This is a genomic window from Flavobacterium sp. 245, assembly GCF_004362055.1.
Lineage (GTDB): Bacteria > Bacteroidota > Bacteroidia > Flavobacteriales > Flavobacteriaceae > Flavobacterium.
This window is the reverse complement of sequence record NZ_SNXB01000016.1, coordinates 1-17,347: the sequence shown is the minus strand read 5'-3', so window position 1 is coordinate 17,347 and position 17,347 is coordinate 1. Positions and strand designations below refer to the sequence as shown.

General features: G+C 33.3%; 10 protein-coding genes and 1 rRNA gene. All 11 read right to left on the bottom strand.

Features of this window, described 5'->3' with window-relative positions:
• Positions 1 to 5 precede the first annotated feature (5 nt).
• Entirely contained in the window at positions 6 to 2,072 is a 2,067-nt protein-coding gene (locus tag EV145_RS21345) for a fibronectin type III (RefSeq protein ID WP_133527211.1), read from the bottom strand.
• A gap of 658 nt (positions 2,073 to 2,730) precedes the next feature.
• Positions 2,731 to 4,962: a multicopper oxidase domain-containing protein gene (locus EV145_RS21340; protein WP_133527210.1), complete on the bottom strand. Its 2,232-nt coding sequence runs from the start codon at positions 4,960 to 4,962 to the stop codon at positions 2,731 to 2,733.
• Between the two features lie 15 nt (positions 4,963 to 4,977).
• Positions 4,978 to 5,802, bottom strand: a complete 825-nt coding sequence (locus tag EV145_RS21335) for a DUF3347 domain-containing protein (protein ID WP_133527209.1) — start codon at positions 5,800 to 5,802, stop codon at positions 4,978 to 4,980.
• Positions 5,803 to 5,949: 147 nt separating this feature from the next.
• On the bottom strand, positions 5,950 to 6,234 hold the full coding sequence (locus EV145_RS21330) for a hypothetical protein (protein WP_133527208.1): 285 nt from the start codon (positions 6,232 to 6,234) through the stop codon (positions 5,950 to 5,952).
• Between the two features lie 217 nt (positions 6,235 to 6,451).
• The gene (locus EV145_RS21325; protein ID WP_133527207.1) at positions 6,452 to 6,973 is read right to left on the bottom strand and encodes a DUF3347 domain-containing protein; all 522 of its coding nucleotides are present in this window, start codon (positions 6,971 to 6,973) and stop codon (positions 6,452 to 6,454) included.
• Entirely contained in the window at positions 6,970 to 9,384 is a 2,415-nt protein-coding gene (locus EV145_RS21320) for a zinc-dependent metalloprotease (protein WP_243739298.1), read from the bottom strand. Before EV145_RS21320 ends, EV145_RS21325 begins: the two co-directional genes overlap by 4 nt.
• 32 nt (positions 9,385 to 9,416) lie before the next feature.
• Entirely contained in the window at positions 9,417 to 10,841 is a 1,425-nt protein-coding gene (locus EV145_RS21315; RefSeq protein WP_133527205.1) for a RagB/SusD family nutrient uptake outer membrane protein, read from the bottom strand.
• A 4-nt stretch (positions 10,842 to 10,845) separates the two neighbouring features.
• The gene (locus EV145_RS21310) at positions 10,846 to 14,484 is read right to left on the bottom strand and encodes a SusC/RagA family TonB-linked outer membrane protein (protein WP_133527204.1); all 3,639 of its coding nucleotides are present in this window, start codon (positions 14,482 to 14,484) and stop codon (positions 10,846 to 10,848) included.
• A 134-nt stretch (positions 14,485 to 14,618) separates the two neighbouring features.
• A complete protein-coding gene (locus tag EV145_RS21305) occupies positions 14,619 to 15,752 on the bottom strand; it encodes a FecR family protein (RefSeq protein ID WP_133527203.1) in 1,134 nt (377 codons plus the stop codon).
• Between the two features lie 194 nt (positions 15,753 to 15,946).
• Positions 15,947 to 16,516, bottom strand: coding sequence for an RNA polymerase sigma factor (locus EV145_RS21300; protein WP_133527202.1), 570 nt, complete (start codon positions 16,514 to 16,516; stop codon positions 15,947 to 15,949).
• Positions 16,517 to 17,265: 749 nt separating this feature from the next.
• Positions 17,266 to 17,347 (bottom strand): 5S ribosomal RNA (rrf, locus tag EV145_RS21295); the annotation flags it as partial.

Below are 17,347 nucleotides of genomic sequence, written 5' to 3'. Positions count from 1 at the left end.
AGGCATTAATATACAACGGTTAAAACTTCTTCTTTTGCCGGATTGTTGCTTTCCAGATTCGGAATCAGATGATACTCGTATTCCATGTTTATTTTTAAACTCTTATCTTCTAAAGTAAAAACATCACCATTTAATTCTCTCCATAAAGTTGGTGGTGTCCCTTTTACATTTTTATAAATGCTCAGTCCCAAAACCTTATCATTATTTTTTATATAATTCCAGCTTAAGATAATCTTCTTGTTTTCTCTATCTGGAACACCTTGCAGGAAATTAATTGTCTTTACAGGTGTAAAATCTAAAACCGTTACAGTTACGGTAGAATGCTCTAAGGAAGACCACAGATTACTTTTATCTCTTGCCAGAATAGCATACTGATACACTTTCTTGTTCTGTACCTTGTCATCTGTAAATTCCTGAATGGTATCGTTAATTGACTTAATTTCCAACCATTTTTCCTGACCTTTTTCCCGTCTTCTTAAACTGTAACCCGTAACATCTTCACTGTAGCTTCGTATCCATTTCAAGGTAACTTTTCCATCCTTGCTGTCATAATCTTTGAAAATGGGTGCTGCAGGCGGAATCTTGTCTGGTTTATCTAAAACTAAAACATCTGAAGGATCTGAAACATTGAATCGCATGTCTTCTGCAGCGATTTTGTAGTATACTTTGCTATTGGTCATTTTCAGACTTACGCTGTCTTTATAATCATTTCCCACATACGATTGATGGTAAATATCAACAAACTCTTCGTCTGCATTATTTGCTTTTAGAATTCGGTATCCTCTTAAATCTTTTTCTTGATTGGCTTTCCATTTTAATCGCACAATTCCCAAACTGTCAATTACACCTTCTAGACCTATAGGCTTAGATGGAGCTATAGAATCTATAGGTTGCACAAGCATACTTTGAGATGTTAAACGTTGCTTATTTTTTCCTATTACTGAGATTGTAAAATAGTTGGATTGATATAAACCTTCTTTATAATTTAATTTTCGTTCAGATGGAGGAATGATTTTAGAAATCACTTTGTAAGGGCCTCTATCATTATCTGCAAGATTAATTTCAAATCCTTGAATCAAATCTTCTGATTCTTTTGGATAATCCCATTCTAAATTGACTTCATTAGAGTTGATAATAACATAGTCCATTAATCGTGCAGGAATCGAAATAGACGAAACACCTTTTGCAGTAATAGGCTTGCTTACTTCACTTTTTTCTCCAAATGAAGAAATCCCAAATAATCTATAATGATATATTTTATCATTTACGCTCAGTGTATCAACATAGTACATTGTTTTAGATGGACGGTCTGCTTTATCATTTAAGTTGACAAGCGGAATTTTTGAGACTGGTTTAAAATTGATTCCATCCTCTGATTTCTCTACCATAAAAGAAGTATATATTCTTTTAAAAGTTTCATAATCCCAGGAAAGAAGTACTTTTTTATCATCGGGAATTGCCATGAAATCAGTTGGTACAGGCAAAACACTATAATCTTTTAAGCCAATCATATACGATGATTTTTTAACTTTAGGAGTTTCAAAAACACTTACTTGATAAGCATAAACCTCATTTGGTTTTACAGTTGTATCAACAAATCCCCAGCCAGCTTTTACGGCTGCTGTAAAACTCATATCGGCTGCATATAAGGCAAAAGTATAACGCTGATCCAATTCATCAGCCATATTTATTATTCTGGAAAGTTCTCCTTCTTTTGCTCCCGTAACATCAAAACTTTTGCCGTAAATAGACTGAGCTATAACGGCTGCATAATTGTCTTTTTGAATTAAGTCCATCCAAGAATCCAGCACTTCAGGACGCAAAGGCTGTGGGGTTAATAAAACTTTTTCCAGCTTAGGCACGACTTTTCCATCGCGCAGCACAGTTACTCTATTAATTATAAATCCTTTTGTATTAGCTTTCTGCCATTCTATAGCAGAATTGACGGCCCAGCGAAGGACTATTTTGTCTTTTTGCGCTCTCGCATTGACCATTACAGTTGCATCTTTGGTCTGAGAATAGGCAATACAGGACAATAAAACAAATAAGGTTAACAATTTAAATTTAGACATGGGGATGTAATCAATTTTTTGTTAAAAAAAACCAAAAGTAATGCATCTTGATTAACTTACCAATAAGTTTTTTCAACATTACTATAAAATTCAAATAAATTAATTATAAGAAAATTATGAAGCAAAAATACTTGGTCTAATTTTTAAATCCTTACGGTTTTCCACATATTGTAGTAATTTTGCCTCAAACTCATCTAAACAACAATCATTTTTTTGCTCCTGCAATTAAACGCACAAAAAAAAGACTGTTCGCATTGAACTCCAGTTGCCATAAGATTTGCAACAAAAAGTTAAGACATTTTATTGTCTGTTTTTATCAATAGAATTACTTACATTTTACTAAAATGGGCTTTCTTTCCAATTTTAAAAAAATAACATTCTCATGAAGTTACATTTTTAAAATCTTGGTGGCAAAATCATGGCACTTTTGCTCAGAACTATTGCTAGTCCTATTTACTTACACTTGCTAACGACGTAAATTCACTTAATGAATGTTCCGTTAACTATTTCAATAAAGTTTTTTCGATCTCTCTGCCGTGCTGTATAAACTTTATAAAGTGTCTCTAAAAATACTTGAGACATTAACTTTAACTATATAAAAAAGCTTCTAAAACAAGGTTTTCGAAGCTTTTTTATTCATTGTAATTGGGGTAAATTTTTAATAATTCAGATTCATCCCAAATCCTATTCCCATATCACTATCGTAATGAGTAGTAAGACCAAAATTCTTGGCTATTATATATTTTAAACCTGCCATATATTCCTTATCAGTATTCCACATAAGATTCATTCGTAATCTTTTAGAAAGGGGAATATCCATTCGTTCAAACTGGATGCGAAAATTACCATCACTGAAAACTTCCGTTTGCGCTACAATGAGCATCGGCAAGGTATAATTAACCCCGGCGCTAAATACCGCTCTTTTATCTTTTGTGCTAGTTTGTCCAAATAAATTTTGTTCACTCTCGCCCATTTCCATTTTACGGTATCGCCAATCAAATCCTATAAAAGGCATGAGCCATTGCATTTTTCCAATATATCTTCCTATATGAGTTTCGGTTTCATAACCGTGCATTTTGTTATAGCCTAACCTCCATTCTGTTCCTATACTCCATCGCGCATTTTGATACATGGCTTCTCCATCGTTGCCGTTGGATGCAAAATCATTTTGTGTCATAAAATGAAACATTCTGTCATCGTGAAAAAGCATTTTTTGAGCCATTTTTGGATCAGGAATTTCAGGATTTGGGGGATTATTTTCATAACTAAAAATTCTACCCATACCACTCATCATATGATAAAGAATATGGCAATGAAAAAACCAATCACCTTCAGCATTAGCTGTAAATTCTATTGTGTCGGTTTCCATTGGCATAATATCCACCACATTTTTTAACGGCGCATAATCTCCCTGACCGTTCAGCAAACGAAAATCATGACCATGCAGGTGCATCGGATGGCGCATCATAGAACCGTTGTATAATACAATGCGAACATTTTCTCCTTTTTTAATGAGGATTTTATCTGTTTCGGATACCACTTTATTGTTCATACTCCAAACATAACGATTCATGTTTCCTGTGAGTTCAAACCGAAGCTCTTTTACGGGTGCATTTTCTGGAAGTGTTGTTTTTACAGTAGATTTTAGCATACTATAATTTAAGGTTACAATATCTGATAATGCATTACTGTTGTATTGTTCAGCACCTTCTTCGGTATGATTTTTATGAGATATTTTTCCTTTTATTACTGCTTCCCCTGTTATTTCAGGATACATTACAACATTCATATCCATTTGATTCAGCGACATACTCATTCCCATATCATCCAGATCGCCATTCATTTTCATCATGCCGTTCATCATCTTCATTCCTTCAAAATATTTTAATTTGGGCAACGGGTCGGCAAGCTGTTTTATACCAGAACCAATGTAAAGAGAAACCGATTTGGTTCTGTCTTCGGGCGTAGCTAAAAATTCGTAAGAAGTTTGATTTGACGGAATGTTTACAATAACATCATAAGTTTCAGAAACTGCAATAAGCAATCGATCGATACTTACAGGCTCTACATCATTGCCATCATTAGCGACCACTGTAATCTTGCCACCTGCATAAGTAAGCCAAAAATTACTCGAAGCTCCTCCATTAGAAACCCTTAAACGCACTTTATCTCCGACTTTGAACTGAGAAAGCTGACTTTCGCTTGAACCATTAATTAAAAAACGATCGTAATAAACATCGCTTACATCCATTGCGTTCATCCGTTTCCATTCGTTGGCTACTTTTATAGAAAAATGTCCTTGTCTAATAGCTTCTCCATAACTTTGGGTTGTTCCTTTTTTTATAGCAAACCAATCACTGGCGTTATGCAGAAGCCTGTGTACATTTTCAGGTTTCATATCAGTCCATTCGCTTAAAATAACAGGAACCGTTGGCAGATCATCAATGCCTTTTCTGAAATTTGGATCGTCTGTTTTTTTATTGATGATAAAAGATCCATACATTCCAATTTGTTCCTGAAGACCACTATGGCTGTGATACCAATGCGTTCCATTTTGAATAATTGGAAAAGTATATTTATAAACCGAGTGAGGTTTTATAGGCATTTGAGTAAGATATGGAACTCCATCTTCCTTATTTGGCAAAAACAATCCGTGCCAATGAAGTGAAGTTTCTTCATTCATCTCGTTGTGTACATAAATCTCGGCAATATCGCCTTCAGTAAATGTGAGTGTCGGCATCGGAATTTGTCCATTAACCGCAATAGCTCTTTTTGGAGAACCAGTAAAATTGACCAATGTATCTCTAACATAAAGATCATAACGAACAACATGCTGCGCGTTTAAAGTCATTGCAAAGAGCAGTAGAATATTGATATAAATTGATTTCATTTTTATATTTTCAAATTATTGAATAACTTCTACCGTATTGCCACAGTTTAACATCTGAGCGCCATAATAAGGATTTTTCACCGCACTTTCTTTACTGAGCCAATTGGCATTTTTCATAGGACAATATTGATAATAAACAGGCGCTTCGACTTTGGTTACTTTGAGCAATTCATAAATATTTTTAGACAATTCGTTAAAACTTTCTCTTTGTTTATCTATATCTTTCGCTGTTGCAATTTCCTTTGATTTGATTGTTAATACTTCGTTTACTTTAATCCATATTTTAGATTCTTCGGATGCTAAAGATTCAATTTTTACCGAAAAAATAGCTTCCTGCAATACTTTTGCTTTAGCAGAAACTGGCACATTATTAGATTGTACAAAAGCATCTTTAAGATCAAAATAAACAGTACAAACACTTTGTAATGAACCTGCCTGAGGTGTTTCAATAGGAGCATTATGGGAAATCGTATCTAAATCTGATTTTGTTTCAGCTTGTTTTGCTTCACGAACATATTGACAACATTCAGGAAGTTTGGCATAAACTGCCTCCGGTGCTAGAAAAGTACTGCTGTCATAACCTGCCAAGGCAATACGTTTTAGAATCTGATCTGTATTTGTTTTGTTAGCATCATAGGTTATAGAAGCGATTTGAGTATTTTTATCCCAAGTAACTGTTAAAGTGTTTTTTAGGCTTCCTGCCTTTTCTATATTTGTTTTACAAATGGCACAACTACCATATATTTTAATATTTTCTGTAATCGGATTTTTAATTTGAGAATGGCTTAAAGCCGAAAACAACAAAAGCATTGCTGTCACTATTTTTTTTAATGAATACATTGAATTTTCTTTTTTGAGTGAATAGTATAACAATACAATGAACTTACTAGAGTATGATTGCAATTGAAATTATAAACCTAAACGAAGGTAGGCTTGAGCAAGAAAACGCTCTTAAATTGACAGATTTATGGCCGTCACAGTTGTTTTTTATCCTACTTTTGGAATAAACCAAAGCGACTGATAACCTGATAAAAGTGTAGTTTGATAAACAGGAAATTTTTGTTTTATTGGAGAAATTTCTTTTGAAGTTGATGAAGAATTTATTTCATTAAAAAACAAAAAAACTAAATAAGAAGAAAGGCAGACACATTTTGAATCGCCGCATTTTTCGCGGTCGCAATTGTGCTTTTTATTTGTGGATTGAGTCGATTTACAGCAGGAATGTACTTTATATTTTTTTGAAAATATCTCTTTATTTAAAGCATATTTCATTGATTTACTTTTACATGCCATAACATTATGAGATACCATTAGGAAACTCAAAATAAATAAAAGTAAAAGAAAAATGTTTTTCATTAATTGTGTAATGATTTAAAAAAATATAAAATTTATGATTGTTTTTTGACAGATAATACTGTTTTTATCTAAATAGACAAATACGGCACCTTTTCAGAATACCGTATTTTATCCAACTAATTCAATTCACTCTTTATAAACTTGCTTTTACTGCACCGCAAGTCAACATATTTTTTGGATAGTAAGGATTTTTGATTTCTTTACTATCACTTAACCACATAGCGCCTGTCATGGGGCAAACCTGAAGGTTTAATGCAATATCTTCAGCTTTGAATTTAGGTGCTACATCCCAAAATTTAGCCGAAAGGGTCTGAAAAATTTTACGTTGCTTATTGATGCTTTTTGTTGCTGCCATTTCTGCAGCAAGATCAATAATTTCTTTTCTTGCCATTGTTGCAACATTCATTTGTTCAATGTCTAATTTTTTAAACCTGAAGTTCTTTAGTAAAAGCTGCAAATTTATGGCATTTTTAACCACAGAAAGACTATCTGAAATAAGAAGATTATTCTTTAAAGCCAGATAACTGTTCGTAATTTCCTTTTTCTGTACTTCGCGTTTTGCAACTAATTCAGGAGCTACTTCCTGCTTTGATGTTAATTGGGCATTTGCAAGAGTGCTTAAGCCAATTAATACTATAATTAATAGTTTTCTCATATATCCGTTTTATTAATTTTTGAAATGATTTTATCAATTTCGATTAAAATACTTTCAAAATGTTCTTTGTTTAGTCCTGTTGTTCCGTTCATTAATTTTGTGACATCCGATCTTAATTTTAAAAGATGCTGTTTAGCATATAATCTCACATCACTGCGCTGCGCTGTATTTAAAGCTCTGCTTCCTTCCGCCTCTTTCGGCAAAAGCAATAAGTATAACTTATCAACATAGCTGCGTTGTAAACTGCGTCGGTAATAATCTAATTTTTCGTTACCGCTAAAATTAACCCAAACCGTTTGCTGTAAATCGTTTAAAAACTCCGGAACGGTATAAGCTCCTTCAAACTGCATTGCTTTAAGACTGATATTATAAAGCATACCCGAACTTAATAGCATATTCAATACTTGATTTTGTTGATCTGCGATTTGATCTTCGGTCTTTAAAGAAATTAATTGACTAATATCTTGAGGATACATCCAAAGAGGCGCATTAAACAATTGTCGTCCTACATAATCTACGGCAGCTTTTACTTTAGCTTTAGGGACAGGCTGATAAACCAATCCTTTTTCATCAACAGTTCTTTTATTCACATAATTATTACCAATATATTTTAGTACATGATATAAATACAAACCATATTGTTTTACAACTGCCTTATGCATATCAGATAAATTATCATATGCATCGTTAGGCTGATAAGTCCACTCAATAAGATTTGGTACTACGCGCTTTAAATTTTTAATTCCGTAATCGCTGGCAAGAACTGCATCATCTCCAAGATCTTCTGTCTGACTGCGCGGATCTTCGTCTTTTCCCTCACCTCCAAACCATAGTTTTGGGTTTGCTGTTAGACTATCTGTCGTTATCTTGGCAAGTATTTTTTCTTCTTCAAATTCGTCTTTAGCTTTTGGAAAATAAGAATAACCCCATTTAAGAGCCCATTTATCATAAGCACCAATACGCGGATAAATTCCTTTTGGACTAATATTGTCTTCCGGTTGTGCAACATAATTAAAGCGGGCATAATCCATTATAGAAACCGTATGACCATTTGCTTCAACCCATTTTTTATCTCTTAGTTTTTCTACCGGAGTAGCGCTGCTTGCTCCCATATTGTGACGTAAACCAATAGTGTGTCCAATTTCATGCGAAGAAACGAAACGAATTAATTGTCCCATTAACTCATCATCTAAATGCATTTTTCTTGCTCTTGCATCTAAAGGTCCTGCTTGAATCATGTACCATCTTTGCACTAATTTCATTACATTATGATACCAGCCTACATGACTTTCGATAATTTCTCCACTTCTAGGATCACTTACTCTTGGTCCGTAAGCATTTGGCGTTTCTGATGCGTAATATCTAACAACAGAATATCTGGCATCTTCTAAACTCATTGTTGGATCATCTTCTGGCCATTCTTTACCAACAATAGCATTTTTAAAACCTGCTGCTTCAAAAGCTTTTTGCCAATCGTTTATTCCCGCAATTAAATAGGGTCTCCACTTTTTTGGTGTTGCCGGATCAATGTAATAAATAATCTGTTTTTTAGGTTCTACCAATTCACCTCTTTCATACTTTTTAATGTCTTTATCCTTTGGTTCCAAACGATAACGCTGAATTATAAACTTGGCTTGTGCGCGTTGTTCATCATCATCAAACAAAACGTATTTATTCGCAAAAAAACCTACTCTTTCATCGGCAAAACGTTTGCGCATTGGTGTTTTTGGCAATAATACAATCGATGTATTTAATCTTAGTGTTATTGTGCCACTGCTCGCTGTTGTACTTGTATAAGTTTTTGTCGTTTTAACCTCTACGTTAATCGGATAAGTATCAATCGTCTCAATAAAAGATTTATCATCAGCTATAGAAGTTAATTTTTTCTCTGTTTTCTCCTGACTGCCCAATGAGAACATGGCATTCTCTTTTTTGAAAGCGTCTGTTATTTCAATAACAACATTTCCAGTATCAGGATTGGTTGTTTTTATTGGAAAAGCTGCCACAATTGGATTCTCGTTACTTCCTGCTAACGCCTTTGCAAGCATAGAATCGGTGTTACGAACATCTTGCCTGTATTGCAATGATCTCAAAAAAACAGTATTGTTGACTCCTTTCTCAAAGTAAATGGTTTGCTCGTTGGCTTTTTCTCCACCAAAACGTCCAAAACCTTCAGGAGTCGAAAGATACCTGGTTACAACCAGCATGTATCTATTGAATAAACTGTCTGGAATTTGCAAATAATATTTAGTATCGACCTGACTAACAACAAATAATCCTGACTTGGTTTTGGCTTTATCAGTAATTACTTTATTATAAGGTTGCATGCCTTTTGGCTGTGTACCACTGGTACTATCCGCTTTTTTTTCAGGGGTTTGAGCAAAACCATGCTGGTGTATTGTAACCAGCATGATTAGTAATATAAATAATTTCTTCATTGGAATTAAAACGGAAGTTTCTCGTCTGTGTTTAATGTAAGTTTTGGATTCTTTGTTAGAGCAGACAAAGGAAAAGGTATAATGTACAATTTCGAGTTAGGCAATAATGTGTACGTTTTTTGCGGAACGGTTTTATTAACTAATGGAAATAATCTTGTAACGGTTTTTGCATATTCAGTTTCCGTATTTAATCTTTTCAGATCAAAGAAACGATTGAAACCTAAAAGCAATTCTTTTCTGCGCTCGTTTATTACCAATTGCATTGTTGCTGCTCTGGTAGTTGGAACAGTTAAATTTACAGTTCCAGATAAAATTCGTTTTGCTCGCAATGTATTCAAGACAGCAACTGCTTCCGCAAATTTATCTTCTCTGGCAAAACATTCTGCCTGCATTAAATATACCTCAGTTGTCTTCATCCCAACAGTAGGATAAAAGAATCTAGTATAAACAACTGACCAATAGGCTGTATTTGAACCCTGATCTAGATTTGTAGTACTAGTTGTATTGAAAAATAAATTAAAACGGGCATCGTTTGTCCCAAATAAAGTTCGCAGCTCCGGGCTTATAACATTTTGATAGGCAAAGTTCATCTCATTATAACCTGTCATATATTGGTAGCTCAATACTTCTACATTACTTGCTGCCGGAACAGTAACTACAGTTGGTCCGCCTTGTTTGCTATAAGCTACCAAGTCGAAAATTTGATTATTATAGCTTAATGATTTTTCTGCTGCTTCTCTTGCTTTTGCAATTTCACGTTTGAACAAATGAACTTTAGCTTTAAAAGCATAAGCAAAGGCTAGTGAAGGATGATAAACATCAAGTGGTTTTTCCTGAAGATATGGTAGTGCATCTTCTATATCTTTATGAATAAAATCATAAACCTGAGCCACGGTTGATTTTGCCGGTTGTGCTTCTAAATCAAATTTATCCATGATACAAATACCTCCATCGGTTGTGGCTGTTTGCGGATCATAGCCTTTTGCGTAAGTGTTTACTAATAAAAAGTGATCGTAAGCTCTGTTAATTTTAGCTTCTGCTTTTGCTAATTGTTTCGTGCTTTCATCTCCTTTACTATTATCAACTAATGAAATAATAGTATTCCATCTGTTAATATAAGAGTAAGCTTGATTGTAAAAACTGGAAGTTTTCAATAAAGAAACTCTATCTGTGGTTTCATCAAAAGTAAAATTAATAATATCAACGTTTGGAGTTATACCTATTACGTTGCTTTCTTTCATCCATTGATCATCTGACAAATATTGAAAATTATTGATTGGATAACCTCTGTTTGGCAAAGATACCATTTCATAAAATTGTGCTGCTGTTTCTATAACTAAAGCACCTTTAGGAGTTACATCTGTGTATTCTTCGCATGATGTTATGGTTAACATCAAAAGCGACAGCGTTATTATATATATATGTTTCATTTTTTTATAGCGTTAGATTAAAACCTAATAAGTATGTTTTAGGCATTGGCAAATTACGTGTACCTGAGTTAGCCGAATAAACTTCAGGATCAATATGATTTCCTGCAGCGCTCCAATACCAAAGATTATTTACTTGAAATGTAAACTTAGCCGATGCTATTTTCATTTTATTGGCAATAGGTTTTGATAAATTATAAGCCATAGAAATATTTCTTAGTTTGATGTAATCTCCATCGACTACATTTACATCCGAATTTCTCCATTGACTGCTTATTGTTGAAGCATAACTTCTAACATTTTCTGCAAAATCTACATATAAACGAGTGTTCCCATTTTGGTTTGCATCAGTATAACGATCTGTAATACTTGAAAGATTTACCAAATCTGTACTCATATCCAAAGTCTCTTTACGCATTACATTTCCACCTGAGAAAACAAACAAAAAATTTAAATCAAACTCTTTATATGAAAATCGCTGTGAAACTGAACCTGTATAGGTTGGCATTAAAGTTCCCATGTTAACAAGCGCAGCAACATTGTTTACCGATTTTACAGAAGTTGGCACAGGGTTTCCTGATGCATCAAAAGTAATTGACGGATTTCCGTTTTCGTCTAAAATATAAGGGTATCCATTAAAGGTTCCTCCATATTTATAAGCGTACAAACTATTATAAGCCTCATTTTGTAAAAAGTAATCACCTGGAAAACCTACATAATTAGATGCTGTCGATTCTGCTCTAGTTATTTTTTGGACAGTTGTTTTATTAAAACCAAAAATTAGGTTTGAACCAATTCGGAAATTTCCATCATTATACCATTCAGAACCTAAACTAAATTCGATTCCTTTATTTAATAAAGCTCCTGCGTTAATTCTTCTGCTTAATGCACCAACCGTCGGATCTAAATCTGTTGTAGCTAATAAATCAGAACTGTATTTACGGTAAATATCAATGCTTCCGTTTAACTTACTGCGAAACAAACTATAATCTACACCAAAATTAGTACTTGCAGTTTTCTCCCATCTCAACATAGGATTTGGTTGTGCTGTTACATTGATGTATTGTAATGATTGATATAAGTTATCATTTCTTCTCGTAGCAGTTACATATGGAGTTGTAGATTGATCTATATTTCCGTTAATACCATATGTTGCCCTTACTTTAAGCGCACTGATCCATTTTATTTCTTTCATGAAATCTTCACTGCTGGCATTCCATCCCAAACCTGCTGACCACAATGGACGATTTTTATATTTAGGATCTACTCCAAACAAATCTGCTCTGTCTACTCTGTAACTTCCTGTTACGTTATATTTAGATAAAAAAGTATAATTTAAAGTACTAAAAACCGAAAAGTAGCGATGTAGTGTTTCTTGCTGTGTTCTTGTTACAGCGGCTAAAGTTCTATTATTTCCAGAAATGTAACTCGCAACTCCAGTTTGGCTAAGTGCTAAACTATTAAGAACCGCAGATGAAAGTGTTACAGGATCATAACCATACCTTATTTGTTCGATATTTCTTGGAGCGCTAGTTTCTCTCATTTCAAAACCTCCAACTGCACTTACTGAATGTTTTCCCTCTCCAAATTCCTGACTAAAATCTAATTGGTTTCTAAAAGTATAGTTACTTGCCTGATTACTTAATTGTTTGTATCGTCCTCCTGTAGAAAAACCTTCTACATAGGTATATGTATTTGTAGCAGGATTGTATCCGGTTAACGCATTAATAGCGTAACGCATTTTATAAGAGTTTATATCGTTATATTCTGAACTCTCATTTCTTCTATTTTCATATTGAAATTGTGTATTAAAGCTCAACCCTTTATAAAGCTTGGCTCTGATGTTTGCAAAAGCTCTTAAACTTAATGAGTTTTGATTTTTGATACCTTCCTGAAGTGAGTTTAAAACATTAAATTCGTTAGATTTAAAACCACTTAAAGCAGCAAGTTTTCTAGCAACTATTGGGTTGATAACACCACTGGAAGTAAAACCATCACTAATACCTACAAATGGCGACATTACCAAATTTCCATTGTCATCTGTTATTCGCTCGTATCTTTTTTGAATATCATAATTGCCAAAATCATTATCCGTAATATCATCATTGCTTAAGTTTCCATTTACACCAATTGTCGCCTCCAACCAGTTATTTAATTGAAAACTGCTTTTAGCATACAAATTAAAAGCATTGCTATTATTGTATTTAATACGGGCTTTTGATTCGTCGTAATTTAACGATACATAAGTATTTTGCTTTCTTGTACTTCCAGAAAATGTAACATTATAACGTTGTCTAAATTCATTTTGCCACACGTTATCTCTATAATCTTTATAATAATCGTTCTTTTTATATTGGGCAATGGTACTATTATAATCGGCATTGGTTATTTTTCCTTCCTCCAAATCTCGGTTAAGCTGGTAAAGCGGACTGTAATATTTCATACTGCTGCTTCCAATATCGCCATAGCTACTAAACATATCAGTAGTATTATTAAACCTAGCTCTTTCTCTCTTATAAACCGCTTGTTCAAAATCGACTATATCGCTTGTTGAAGCATAGTTCATATCTCTCAAATTTGGTTTATCAGAAATAAAGAAATCAGTATTTACTGTAACTTTCAAATTACCATTTCCTTTTTTAGTACTTAAAACAATAACACCATTTGCTGCTCTTGAACCATAAATAGAAGCTGCTGCTGCATCTTTAAGAACATTTACACTTTCGATGTCATAAGGATTAATTTCATCCAAGGTCAAGTCAGTTGGTAAACCATCAATTACGATAAGCGGACTGTAACCTACTAGTAGGGAAGAAAAAGTACCTATTCCTCTCAAGATAGGTTTATCTGCTGTACTTCCGTTAGGATTTTTTTGAAACATTAAACCAGCTACACGGCCTTCAAGCGCGCTTAATAGACTAGGATTGATATTTTCGTTTAAGGTTTTTTCATCGACTGTAGCAATAGCTCCCGTAGAATGTTTTCTCTCAAGAGTCTGATAACCTGTTATAACAACTTCTTTCATTATAGACACTTTCTCTTCTACAACAAGATTCAATTGATTACGCCCTCCAATTGAAAAAGATTTTTTTTCAATTGTTAATCCTGAGACTTCAATTATACCTTCAGATGGCACATTATCAAGAGAAAAACTTCCATCAAAATCGGTTACAGTATGAATGTTCGTGCCAGAAACATTTACATTTACACCCGGAAAAGGCTCATTTTTATTATTTACGATTTTTCCGCGTATACCGATTAATCCCTTTCCCACTTTCTCCTCATTTGCAGCTGTTAACACTATGGTTTGATTGGTAATGGAGTACTTTAAGTTTTGAGAATTGAAAATTTCATTCAATACCTCTTTCAAAGCAGAATTCTTAACGTTAATGGTTACAGGTTTTGAATCTTTTAGCAATTTCTGCGTATAAAAAACTTCGTAATTGGCCTGTTTAGCCACTTCTTTTAATACCGTTTCAAGTGGTGCATCTTTAAATTTAATGCTAATACTTTGGGCTTGAACTGTAAAACTGCAAAACAGCATAAACAAAACACTAAACGCCCATAAAGGAGTTGAAAAATTAAGATCGGAAATATTTTTTCCGACTTTTTTGTAAGGTTTTTTTGGTTGTAAATTAAATTTCATACATTTACATTTGGTTTTAGTTAAACAATAGGTGGACAACTTATACTGGCTATAAACTTTTTAACAACCAGAAGCATCGCAACTGCCTCTGGTTTTTTAGTTTATAATCTCAATATAATCGGTTAAATTAAAGATCAGGGATATACAATAATTGTCCTTCCTTCGACCTTAAATTTTATATTACTAAGCTCAAGTACTTTTAATACTTCAGACAAATTTTTGTTCATAAACGTTCCGCCACTAAATCTCACATCTGAGACATCACCGCGATATTCTACTTTAATTCCGTACCAGCGTTCCAACTGTCTCATAACCGTTTTTAAATCAGCATTGTCAAATTTAAAACGACCATTTTTCCAAGCAATAGCTTCATCAGTATCTACTTCTCTAATTTTAATTTTAGTAAAATTGTCAGACACATTCGATTCTTGTCCAGGCTTAAGAATCGATTTTTGATTCTTAAAACTAACCGCAACACTTCCTTCTAATAAAGTAGTTTTTACAACTGATTCATTTGAATAAGCGTGTACGTTAAAATGAGTTCCTAAAACTTCTATAGACTGATTATCTGATTTTACTATAAATGGTTTATTTTTATTCTTGGCCACTTCAAAATAAGCTTCTCCTTGTAACTCTACCAATCTTTTATCTCCATTAAACTGGGTTGGATATTTAATTGATGAAACTGCGTTTAGATATACTTTGGTACCGTCTGCCAAAATAATATTATACTGCCCTCCTGTTGGCGTTGAAAGCGTATTGAATGAATTAGGATTATTTTTTGAAGTATCAGCGTCCGGATTTATAACATAAGTAATAACTCCGTTTGCACCCATTTTAATTGTAACTTCTTCACCTTCTTTTGCAATTGTATCTTTTGCCGAAATATTCGCTAAAATAATTTGCTTTCCGTTTGAAAGCGTCAGGATTCCTCGAGTTCCACCCGGAGCAATTTCCTGTGGCTTCACAGCAACTTGAATAATTTGTTCTTTTGGTTTTGCAAAATAAAATATTCCTGTTCCCAATAATAAAGCTATCGAAGCAGCAACAGCTATACGTGGCCAAAGACGAATTACTTTTGACTCTTCCTGTACTGGCAATTTCGATTTCAGCAATTCGTAACTATCCTGAAGTTTATAATCGCTAAGCTGCAAATTGCTATTAGAAGCTTTGTGCAAATACCACGCATCAAGTTTATCCTGATCTTCATTAGATAAGGTACCCTCTTTGTATTTTTGCAGCAATACTAAAATTTCATTTTCCTTCATAATTACAACACGAAATTTTGTCCTGTTTTAAGTAAGACAGTTAGAAACAACTTTTGTCATAGATAATGACAAAAAAAAATAAAAAAATATTATTATATCATTAATAAAATTAGACCAACGTTATTTTATAACTACAAATAAGATAGTTACGAGAAGATTTCATCACAGAAATTAACAATAAGTATTACAATAATTCACCAAATAAAAACACTTACCAAAGACTTGAGTTTTTCTCTTAATATTTTTAACGAATTATATACTTGTTGCTTGGCTGTTTTATCTGTAATATTTAATTGAAGTGCAATTTCATCATACGAAAGTTCTTCGACCTTTCTTAACAAAAAAACTTCGCGCATTTTTTCAGGAAGTAAAGCGATTTCTTTTGCAATTATAGCTTCTAACTCCTGCTCTCTAATTTTAGAATCTGCTAAAACATAGTCATTTTCGATAAAATTTGAAATAGAATCTGCATAACGCGAAACAACTTTTTCGTGCGCCATATGATTTAATATTCTGTTTTTTGTTGCTTTGTATAAATAAGAAGAAAGAGAGCTTGTAATAGTTAGCTCTACACGTTTGGTCCAGATAGTTAAAAAGACTTCTTGAACAATATCATTTGCTTCATCTTGATTACCAAGCATTTTATAAGCATGATTAACTAATAGTTTGGAATACCTTTCGAAAATTTCTGTATATGCTAACTGATCGTCTTCTTTTAGAAGAGTAATTAAAAGATGATCATCATATTTGTTATGAGCAGACATTTGTTTAAAGGAAGTGAAGGTATAAAAAGCAATATTAAGCATTTTATATATTAAAACCCAAAAGATAATTCAATCAAAATTTAGATTTTTTGATATATTTTATTATCAACCAGCCGATATCATTGAATATAATATTCAAAAGATAGATATTTATTGCAAAAAGTAGTGCGTCAGGCTCTACGCTTTTTGTATAATTTTACCTGTAGATTTAAATTTATTATCATAATAATAATTTTTCATTAAAATAATTATTACGATTATCATTATTCAGTCTCATATGTGTTCCTAAAAACATATTGTGCATCTCAAGTAAAATGGTCTTTCAATTGAAAATCCATAAAAGCTTATTTATTTCTATTTTACAATACTTTTCCTGCATTTACATATTCTTTATACACAAGAATCAGTAAACTCAAGCAAAAATTATAGTTATAAAATCTTAAATTTGTACGAAGCATTTTTAATATCATTGACTACATAAGAATTAAACCATAAATTTAAATTAAATAATTTAGGCATTTCCCTCCGGACGGGCTCTTCGCTGTATCTTTTGCGGGAGAATTTTCAGTTTAAAAGAGATGTCCGTGTGCCCACAAAAGGATACCACTTGATCCTTGGCGCATTTTGAGGCAGAAGAGTCGTTCTGGTTTTCAAAAGAATCGGAAAATCGGTCTTACAATAATCAGACACAGCCAGAACTGTCGTAAAACAAAAAATCCCCATCAATTGAATGATGAGGATTCTTAAAAGAAAGGCGACGACATACTCTCCCACATGACTGCAGTACCATCTGCGCAGGCGGGCTTAACTACTCTGTTCGGGATGGGAAGA